Genomic DNA, 8,733 nt, shown 5'->3' with positions numbered 1-8,733 from the left:
ACCTCGTCGACGATCACCGTCTGCACCCCGGCGAGCGTCTCCCGCGCCGCGGAGGTCAGCATCAGGAACAGGGACTCCGGCGTGGTGATCAGGATGTCGGGCGGCTTGGTGATGAGCTCGCGACGCTTCGCCGGTGTGGTGTCACCGGAGCGGACCCCGACACTGATCTTCGGCGGCTGCTGACCGCCACGCTCGGCGATCCGCGAGATCCCTGTCAGTGGGGTGCGCAGGTTGCGCTCGACGTCGACGGCCAGCGCTTTCAGCGGCGATACGTACAGCACCCGGGTGGTGGGCTCACTCGCCGGTGACCGGGCCAGACCGTCGATGGCCCACAGGAACGCCGCCAGCGTCTTACCGGAACCCGTCGGGGCGATGACCAGGGTGTTGTCCCCGTCGGCGATCGCGTTCCAGGCCTGCGCCTGCGCCGGTGTGGGTTCGACGAAGGTGCCGGCGAACCACTCGCGTGTCAGCGCGCTGAAGCGCGCGAGCGGATCGCGGATAGCCGGCATGAGTCCATGGTGCCAATGACCACCGACAACCTCCGGAGATTGACGCCAAAAACGCCCATCGGCGCAGGTGGGAAGCTTACGATGCGGGGGTGGGTGCAGGGGCCTGGCGGGCTTTTGTGCCGGTGGCCACGATCGGCCGGCCGCGGATCGCCGCGACCGCGGTGCCTCGCGCCGCCGTCCTGAGGGCACTCACCGGCGCATCCGGTGTGGTGACCCTGACGGCTCCGGCCGGTTACGGCAAGACGACAGCTGTGGTGCTGTGGGACGAGGCCGATCCGCGGCCGTTCGCCTGGGTTCGGCTCGACCACCTCGACACCGATCCGGCTCACCTGCTGCTGCACATCGCAACCGCGGTCGCCGCGGTCTCGCCGCTCCGGGACGCGGTGCTCGACTATCTGCGTGGGCCGGGCCGCGAATCTCTCGCGCAGCTGTTACCCGCTCTCGTCGCAGCGTTGGAAGACGCGGGCCCGCTCGTCGTCGTGCTCGACGACGCGCATCATCTCGGCGACGCTGAAGCTGCGACGGTGCTGCGCGTGCTCGTCGATGCGGCCCCTCCCTCGACCGTGGTCGTCGCCGCGTCTCGCCGCCCCGTGCCGCTCGAGCTGGCGCGCAGGCGTCTCAGCGGCGACCTGGTGGAGCTCGACGTAGGTACCTTGCGGATGTCCGACCAGGAAGCGGCGACGGTGATCGAGTCGGTCAGCGGGGTGCGCCATGACGCGACGAGTAGCAGTATCACGCGCCTCTGCGAGGGCTGGCCGGCGGGAATAGTGCTGACCAGCATGGCTTTTCGAGACGGTGCCTCGATGGACTCGATCGCCGACAGGTCGGGCCCTGTCGGTCAGTACCTGGTCGAGGAGGTACTCGATCGTCTCGACTCGGCACTGCAGACCTTCGTCGTGGAATCGTCGGTGTTGGACCGCTTCAGCGCTGCCCAGCTCGACGACGTTCTCGAGCGGGCCGATTCCGCCCTCCTGCTCGACGAATTGACCACGCTGGCCAACGGATTCCTGATTCCCCTCGACCACCGACGGACGTGGTATCGCTATCACCGGTTGTTCGCCGACGTTCTTCGTGACCGCCTCCGATCGCAGAACCCGCGTCGCCTGCGCGCACTGGCCAACCGGGCCTCCGACCTGCTGGCGCATGACGGTGACATCGACGGTGCGCTGCTGCACGCGCTCATCGCCGAGAACCGATCGCGGGCAGCAGCATTGGTGGGTTGCGAAGCCGTCCGACTGGGTTTCGACGGACGGGCCGGCGTCCTCGCCCGTCGGCTGACCCTGCTGGACGACGCCGCGTTCACCGAATTTCCCGACGCGGCCCTGGCGCAGGCGTGGCTGGGGGTGACCACTGCGGACGCGCCTCTGATCCAGCGGTCTCTGTATCGCGCACAGGCGGCGGATCGGGGTATGCCGCTGTCGGACGGCACCCCATCGGTGAAAGTCGCTGTGGCGCTTGTCGGCTCGATGGTCGGCGCCGGTGGCGTCCGCGACGTGATTCGGCATGCCGAGGTGGTGCGCCGGGCGGGTGATCAGCTGTCGAACCCGTGGTGGGGCGCGGCGACGATCATGATGGGGGCGGCCGAAGCCATGCTCGGGAACGCGACGCACGCCCGGTTTCTCCTGGAGGCGGCCCTGCCCGCGTCGGAGAGTCTGCCTGGCTTCCAGGCCGCTGCGCTGGCCCACCTGGCGCTGCTGCATCTGGCCGAGGGCGACGACGACACCGCCATCGAACGCAGCGAAGCCGCGCGGATGCTGGCCGACAAGTACGACCTCTGCGACGTGGTGCCGATGGTGGTCGTCTATGCCACCAGTGCGGTGATGTCGGCGCGTGTCGGGAACGAGGCGGCGGCACGGATCGCGGTGGCGCTGACCGAGAAGCTGCTCGACCGTCTCGGCGGACTGGCAGCCCGCACAGCCCTGCTCGGCCACGGGCTGCTCGCATGGACGGCGGCGGTACTGCAGGACCCGACCATGCTCAGCAGACACTTGAGCGCTGCCGACCACGCTGCACACCATGAACCCGAAGCCACGGCACTTCTGCAGAGGATCGCGAGGGTGCGTGCGATGGCGGCTGGTGGGCATCGTCCGCTGACCGCCGCAGAACTGCGGCTGTTGCCCCACCTGTCCACCCATCTCACGCTGCAACAGATCGCGGACGTGCTGGTGATAGGGCGGGAGACGGCCAAGTCGCAAGCGACGTCCATCTACCGCAAACTGGGTGTGTCATCCCGCGGCGAAGCGGTCGACACCGCCAGAAGCCTTGGTCTGCTTGCCGATTAGCCGCCTTTGGCCCAGCTCCACGCCGTCATGCGCCAGACGCCGTCGAGGGCATGCAGTGCGGTGACGAACGTCGCTCCTTCCTGAACGTGCCGCCGGCCCCCGTGAATGAACGCCATCGTGGCCGGAGCCACCACATAGGCGTCGAGTCCATTGACGTCGACGTGACGCGGCTCGCCCAACGTGATCACGTAGCTGCCCGTGCCGAGATGCTCGGCCTCGTGCAGCACAGCGCACCACCAGCTTTCGCTGGCCCCGGTGCCCTGCCAGACGTGGGGGGCCATGCCGTCGAGGATCTGCATCGTCTCGGTGCACTCCGCTGTCATGCCCGCAGGATCGGCGCGGTTAACTGCGTCGATGTAGCGGTGCACGGTCGCCATCGGGTCGGAGCCGTTCTGCGTGGCGTCCTTCATGACATCGTCACCAGGTTCCGCCACAGCGCGCGCAAACTCTCGGTACCACCGAAGAGGGTCGTGAAGTGTGTGGAGTCGATCAACACGATGTCGCCCGCACGCCCCCTCGCCGGCGGCATCCACAGGGCGCAGTTGAACTCGGTGTTGCCTGCCGCGGTGAACGGGTGCGGTCGGTGGGGATCGACACGTTGGCGAGCGAGCACCCGTATGGCTGGGCTCTCAGGTGCGGTCAGCGCGTAATGCGGCAGATGTTGGTGAAAACTCAGCGTCGGCACCCCGTTCAGAAGACCGCGTTCATCCAGATCGCGAAATGTGGTCAACGGGGCGATATCTGACGTTCCGTCGATGACCGCGGGCCGTAATCCCCAGGTGTTGTGCACCGGCACGTCGAGTGCCCGCATCAACGATCGCGTGTAGTGACTGAATCGCTGCTGCCGCGGGACGAGCCGGTCACCGTGGTGCTCGAACTCCATCTGGCGCTGGGTCAGGTCGTCGGTGAACCCGACGTCGTGGTGGGGTGCGAGCAGCAGGCAGGTCCCTTCGCGGCGCAGCCACGTCTGAAGGCATTGCACCTCGGCGTCGGCGGCCTCGAGCCCCGAGGTCAGATGGTCGAGACCGAAGACCATCAGCGTGTCGGCATCGGCGAGGATGCGTTCGTCGATCGGCTGCGCGTACCCCGCCTGGTCGACGCGCTGGTACACCGCCACCGGGTGCCCGGTGATCTCTGCGGCGAGATCTTGGAAGGACAGTGTCGAGCGGTGGAAGAGCTCCAGTGTGCCCGCGATGCCCTGGAGGAAGTTCGCTGACTCGAACTCCGGGGTCTCGTAGGCGGGGTAGACGACGTTGCGGACCTCGGTCATGGTCGAGAAGCGGTTCGACATCGCCGCCGGATCACGCTGAGCTTCCCAGGGATAACTCCACGTCCAGTAGATGCTGACGCGCCGACGACCGTCGTGCGCTCTGCGCATGTGGGTCTGATTGTAGGTGCGCGCGGGTCGTACGGTCATGATCTATGCGACCCTGTCGAGGCCGGCGAGGTAGTTCAGGGCGCCCAACCCGGGCAGGAAGAAGTACGCGCCGCCGCGCAGGGTCGTGAAGGCCGGTAGTCCTCTGTGCACAGTCCGGATCGGGCGTTTCGGCACGGTGAAGTCGAGCGTCCCGTCTTGGCTGCCGCAGATCGGGTCGTGTTCGTTGCCGAGCTCGTGGAACGTCTTGTCGTTGATCCATACGTTCTGGGCGAACTCGAACTGCCGGACAAGGCTGGCGCAGATGATGAAGGCGGCGATTCCGCGGTCCGCGCCGTCCTCCGGGGCGCCGTCGGGCAGCGCCGGACCGTAGGTAGCTCCGCGACGAATCATTCTCCTGCGGTTCATGTTCGGCGCTGTGTCGCGCGGATTGAGACGTCGCGCGTGCGAACCCAACGGGCATGCGTACCCGAACGGGTCCATGTCCCCGTAGGTGAAATCGTTGTTGCGCATCGGGTCGGCTCCCAGCTCGGGATCATCGGCGGTCGGCGCGAGGACCAGCGGCGCACCACTGCGCCAGCGGCCCATCAGTTTCGCCGCCAACAGCTCTTGCTCGTCAGGTGTGGCGGTTTTGCCGGCGAGAAAAGCGCGAAACGCCCCGACGTGCTCCTGAAGTCGGCGGTAGGCCATGAAACTGCCGTTACGCGAGAGGATCTCCGGTGCCGGCAGGTTCACTGCCGGGCCGTGCTCGTCCGGATAACCCAGGATGAACTCGCCGGCTTGGAGTGCGGCTCCCGACCCAGGTGTGGGTTGTTCACCGGACCCTTTGATGGCGGGTTGCGAAAGCCGGTCGCGGAAACCGAAATGATCGTGTGCGTAGTTGAAGGGAGGGTGCGCGTTGAGGTCGAGATGGGACAGGCTTCGGACTCCGGGGCATCGTGCGAGGAACGCGTCGTGCTCACCGACGCAGCGTCTGTGCTCGTCGTCGTCGCGGGCGAACAGGATCGCGATCGCGTGCAGGTCCTCACCGGCCAACCCGCCGATCCAGTGCTCGGGAGCGTTCGCGCCCGTGTCGCCGAGGATGTCGGCCCGGGCAGCCATTCCTTCCCGGAATTCGTCGGGGAAGGTTCCCAATGCCTCTGGCGGAACACCCAATGCGCGCAACCCGTTCCAGGTGAACGCCAGCGTGATCCAGCGGCGGGAGCGGTCCATCGTCTCGGTGACCTCGGCTGCAGACTGTGTACGCTGCGCCATCTCCGCGACCCAGGTCCGGCCGCCGTGGGCGGTGTCGAACGTCAGGAACTCGTATCGCCCTGTCATCGCGGGCGTGCGAGTCAACAGGATGTGCTGGATGTCTTCGAGTTCGAGTGTCACTGCATCTGATCGAGCATGTCGGAGAATGCCGCCTTGAGGCGCAGCGCCTTCTTGATCTCGTCGGCGGTCGCGTAGGGGTACTCGCCGTATTCGAGGAAGCTGGGGCATTGGTGGGCGCGCACGAACTCGATGAACGCCTGTGGGTTGGTCTTCCAATCCTCGGGGAAGCCTTCGAGATTGGTGAATACAGTGGTGATGCCCGTTTCGCTGAACAATCGGACGGCGTCTTCGGTGTACTTGTCGAAGTCGGTGTCGAAGATGCCCTGGTACTGGAAATGCAACCCGGAGCCGACGTCGAACAGGACCCACCGAAGGTAGTGCAGCTTCAATGGAGCCAGCACGTCCGGACTGTCCTTGACCGCTTCTTCGATCTGCTTGCCGTAGGCGCGCACCACCTCCTCCCGGCCCTCCTTGACCTTCGCGATGATCGAGAATCCATAACATGCCGGTGTCCGGGGGTAGGTGGGGCCGTAACGCCCCCGCTGCAACTCGAAGTAACCCTCCGGTGGAATCGCGATGGCCGCCGGCTGCAGCCAGACCTCGTCACCGGAACTCATGAGCGGCCCTCCTGGGGGACTCGGGGCATGAAGGCCCGGGGTCAACGCCGTTCCGGCGCAAGGGTTGCCGGTGGACGCTGACCTCGGGCGATTCGCAGCGTAGCTCCGATCGGAGTATGAGCTGAGCAGGATGAGGACACATCCGTCGATTTCACCCATTGTGGGGGATGCTCCGGCGTGACGGTCGCTCCTAACGTGATAGCACCATTACGTTGTCGCACGTGGCCATGCGCTCGCCGAGAAAGTAGGGCAGCGATGAGAATCGTCAAAGTGATTGCCATGTCAGCTATCTGGACAACCGCGTTGGCAACGATCCCGATGGTCGCCTCGCCGGTGGCTGCCGCCGGGTGTGTGAAGAGCAGTGGAATAACCGTCTGCGATCAGAACGGCGACGGTAAGACCGGTCCTGTGGTGCCGTATCCCTGCGAGCTCGACTGGTATTGCTATGACGGGTCCGAGTGGGATCTCGGCCTGGACGTTTCCGTACCGCCGCCGCCCAGGCCCGACAACGATCTGCCACGTCCCGATCGCGGCCGGCCGGGCACGCCGGGGAACAGGCCCGGTGGCGGTGGCGGTGGCGGTGGCCGACGGTGAAGCGGTCAGCAGGTGCGTTCGCCGCAGGCGTTTTCGTCATCGCACTGATGGAAGCGGCACCGCACGCAGCGGCTGATTGTGTCAGTTCCGGCGGAACCACCATCTGTTCGCAGGGCGATGTTCGTGGCGCTGACAACGGTGCCGGCCCCGGAACGGGCGGAGGTCCCTACGTCCCGTATCCCTGCGACTACGACTGGTACTGCAACGACGGTGTCACGTGGGACATCAACATGGACTGGGACCACGGTGTCGGCATCGGAGCTCCGGGACGGCCGGGAAATCGCCCGGGAGGCGGCGGCGGGCGGCCTGGCGGTGGGCGCGGCGGACGACGATGACGGAACCCGAGTAATGGAGGAGAAGACAGTGGCCAATTCACTCAGCATCGCGCGGCGGATGTTCGCGGGGGCGCTCGGTGCCGGCGCCGCTCTGGTGTGCTCGGCAACGCCGGTGCAAGCGCAACCCAATTGCACCGCAGCCGATCTCGCAGGCATCATGTCGGGTGTCACCGCCGCGACGTCGGCCTATCTGTTCACCCACCCTCAGGTCAACGACTTCTTCACCTCGCTCAAGGACGTACCCAAGGAGCAGCGGCAGGGGGCACTGGCCGATTACGCAGCGGCCAATCCACAGGTGCAGGCAGAACTGCAGGGGATCCGGCAACCTGCCGTCGACTTCCGAAATCGCTGCGGCTGAGAGCCGTTCAGGCCCGTGACACCTCGTCGAGAGGTTGCACTCCGCTGGGGCCGAACCTGGCCCCGGTGCGTTCCAGTCGCCGCGCGAACAGCCGTTGCAGGGGCGTCGCGACGAACGTCGTGATGATCGTCATCACGGCCAGGATCGTGTAGAGCTTGTTCGAGATGAGCCCGGCTTCCAAGCCGATGTTGAGCAGGATGAGCTCCATCAGTCCGCGGGCATTGGCCAGTGCCCCCATCGAGCCGGCCTCGTACCAGCTCATGCCCTGCCAGCGCGCGGCCAACCCGATGGCGCCGAACTTCGCCGCGAACGAGACGACCAGCACGACGCCTGCCATCAGCAGCGTGGAGCCGTCCAGGATGAGACTCAGCTGGGTGTTCAGACCCGAGTAGATGAAGAACGCGGGCAGCAGCAGGTAGGCGGTGAGCGGTTCGAAGCGCTCCCGGATCGTGTCGAGCAGTTCACCGCGGGGCATCATCAGCCCGGCGACGAAAGCACCGAACACCGAATAGATTCCGACCAGATCGGTGAACCAGCTGGCCGTCAGCAGGACCAGCAGAACGATGGAGAGCTTCGCGATCGGCAGGCCGCCGGTGCGCTCGGAATCGCGGCGGGGCGTCCACGTCTCGAGGCGCGCCAGCAGTGGTCGCCCGAGGTAGATCATGAACAGCAGGTAGAACAGACCGCCGCCTACCGCGATGACAGCACCGAGCACGCTGCCTTTCGCGGTAGCCACCACTGTCGCCAGCAGCACCCACGAGCAGGCGTCGTCGACCGCGGCGCAGGACAGCGACATGGTGCCCAGCCGGGTGTTGAGCAGCCCGGAGTCGTAGACGATCCACGCCAGCATCGGGAACGCGGTGATGGCCACCGCCGCGGCGACGAACAGCCCGCCCTGCCAGTGTTCGACCTTGTCGGTGAAGTAGCCGCCGGAATCGACCATCCACCACCCGACGAGGCCGCCGAGGACAAGGGGGACACCGATACCCGCAGCCGACGTGGCTCCCGCCTGCCGGCTGTGGGTGCCGAGGATGCCGAGGTTGAACGACGACCCGACCAGGAACATGTACAGCACGAGGCCGAGCTGGCCGACGACGTAGATGGCGATCAGGTTGGGGTGCGTGATGGTTTCGGTTCCGATGGTCAGTTTGGTCGGGAACAGCCAGTGCTGGGCCTGCGGCCAGATGGCACCCAGGACCGACGGGCCGAGCACGAACCCGGCGACCATGATCGCGACCACTTGCACCTGGCCCAGGCGGCGGAACAGCGGCCACAGCAGCCGGTAGGTCGCCAGGATCACCACGATCTGCAGGAAGAACTGATAGGTGATGGTCAGCAGCGGCGGCATG

The 8,733-nt window shown here is 66.4% G+C and carries 10 protein-coding genes; 4 read left to right on the top strand and 6 right to left on the bottom strand.

From position 1 onward, the window contains the following. Positions 1 to 509: DEAD/DEAH box helicase (locus tag PGN37_RS02015; RefSeq protein WP_335329346.1), on the bottom strand; the 509-nt coding region annotated here is incomplete at its 3' end. A gap of 89 nt (positions 510 to 598) precedes the next feature. Between PGN37_RS02015 and PGN37_RS02010 the strand changes: the two genes are divergently transcribed. After that, positions 599 to 2,791 carry an AAA family ATPase gene (locus PGN37_RS02010; protein WP_335329345.1) on the top strand — a complete coding sequence of 731 codons (2,193 nt, stop codon included), beginning with the start codon at positions 599 to 601 and terminating at the stop codon, positions 2,789 to 2,791. Here PGN37_RS02010 and PGN37_RS02005 read toward each other — a convergent pair. Genes PGN37_RS02005 through PGN37_RS01990 form a run of 4 tightly spaced genes read right to left on the bottom strand, consistent with a single transcriptional unit; the run spans position 2,788 to position 6,097 of the window. Continuing rightward, positions 2,788 to 3,201 (bottom strand): hypothetical protein, encoded by a 414-nt coding sequence (locus PGN37_RS02005; RefSeq protein WP_335329344.1) that lies wholly within the window; start codon positions 3,199 to 3,201, stop codon positions 2,788 to 2,790. The two genes, PGN37_RS02010 and PGN37_RS02005, sit on opposite strands and share 4 nt — an antisense overlap. Further along, positions 3,198 to 4,208 carry a hypothetical protein gene (locus PGN37_RS02000; protein WP_335329343.1) on the bottom strand — a complete coding sequence of 337 codons (1,011 nt, stop codon included), beginning with the start codon at positions 4,206 to 4,208 and terminating at the stop codon, positions 3,198 to 3,200. Before PGN37_RS02000 ends, PGN37_RS02005 begins: the two co-directional genes overlap by 4 nt. A gap of 3 nt (positions 4,209 to 4,211) precedes the next feature. Further along, complete coding sequence (locus tag PGN37_RS01995; protein WP_335329342.1) at positions 4,212 to 5,540, bottom strand: Dyp-type peroxidase; 1,329 nt, start codon at positions 5,538 to 5,540, stop codon at positions 4,212 to 4,214. Beyond that, positions 5,537 to 6,097, bottom strand: coding sequence for a hypothetical protein (locus tag PGN37_RS01990; RefSeq protein ID WP_335329341.1), 561 nt, complete (start codon positions 6,095 to 6,097; stop codon positions 5,537 to 5,539). The genes PGN37_RS01995 and PGN37_RS01990 overlap by 4 nt, the downstream gene beginning before the upstream one ends. A 279-nt stretch (positions 6,098 to 6,376) precedes the next feature. Between PGN37_RS01990 and PGN37_RS01985 the strand changes: the two genes are divergently transcribed. Genes PGN37_RS01985 through PGN37_RS01975 form a run of 3 tightly spaced genes read left to right on the top strand, consistent with a single transcriptional unit; the run spans position 6,377 to position 7,384 of the window. After that, positions 6,377 to 6,691 (top strand): hypothetical protein, encoded by a 315-nt coding sequence (locus PGN37_RS01985; protein WP_442932820.1) that lies wholly within the window; start codon positions 6,377 to 6,379, stop codon positions 6,689 to 6,691. After that, positions 6,688 to 7,026 carry a hypothetical protein gene (locus PGN37_RS01980; RefSeq protein WP_442932819.1) on the top strand — a complete coding sequence of 113 codons (339 nt, stop codon included), beginning with the start codon at positions 6,688 to 6,690 and terminating at the stop codon, positions 7,024 to 7,026. The genes PGN37_RS01985 and PGN37_RS01980 overlap by 4 nt, the downstream gene beginning before the upstream one ends. A gap of 58 nt (positions 7,027 to 7,084) precedes the next feature. Further along, positions 7,085 to 7,384: a heme-binding protein gene (locus PGN37_RS01975; RefSeq protein WP_335329360.1), complete on the top strand. Its 300-nt coding sequence runs from the start codon at positions 7,085 to 7,087 to the stop codon at positions 7,382 to 7,384. Between the two features lie 7 nt (positions 7,385 to 7,391). On the opposite strand, the gene PGN37_RS01970 is transcribed toward PGN37_RS01975, so the two are convergent. Continuing rightward, entirely contained in the window at positions 7,392 to 8,732 is a 1,341-nt protein-coding gene (locus tag PGN37_RS01970; protein WP_335329339.1) for a cation:proton antiporter, read from the bottom strand. Position 8,733: the final 1 nt, after the last annotated feature.

Source organism: Mycobacterium kyogaense (assembly GCF_036946525.1).
Taxonomy (GTDB): Bacteria; Actinomycetota; Actinomycetes; order Mycobacteriales; family Mycobacteriaceae; genus Mycobacterium; species Mycobacterium kyogaense_A.
This window is presented reverse-complemented; position numbering and strand designations above follow the sequence as displayed.

Coding starts and splice junctions, on each gene's coding strand:
- PGN37_RS02005 (WP_335329344.1), bottom strand. CDS start 3,201: ATGAAGGACGCCACGCAGAACGGCTCCGACCCGATGGCGACCGTGCAC.
- PGN37_RS02000 (WP_335329343.1), bottom strand. CDS start 4,208: ATGACCGTACGACCCGCGCGCACCTACAATCAGACCCACATGCGCAGA.
- PGN37_RS01990 (WP_335329341.1), bottom strand. CDS start 6,097: ATGAGTTCCGGTGACGAGGTCTGGCTGCAGCCGGCGGCCATCGCGATT.
- PGN37_RS01985 (WP_442932820.1), top strand. CDS start 6,377: ATGTCAGCTATCTGGACAACCGCGTTGGCAACGATCCCGATGGTCGCC.
- PGN37_RS01975 (WP_335329360.1), top strand. CDS start 7,085: ATGTTCGCGGGGGCGCTCGGTGCCGGCGCCGCTCTGGTGTGCTCGGCA.
- PGN37_RS01970 (WP_335329339.1), bottom strand. CDS start 8,732: ATGCCGCCGCTGCTGACCATCACCTATCAGTTCTTCCTGCAGATCGTG.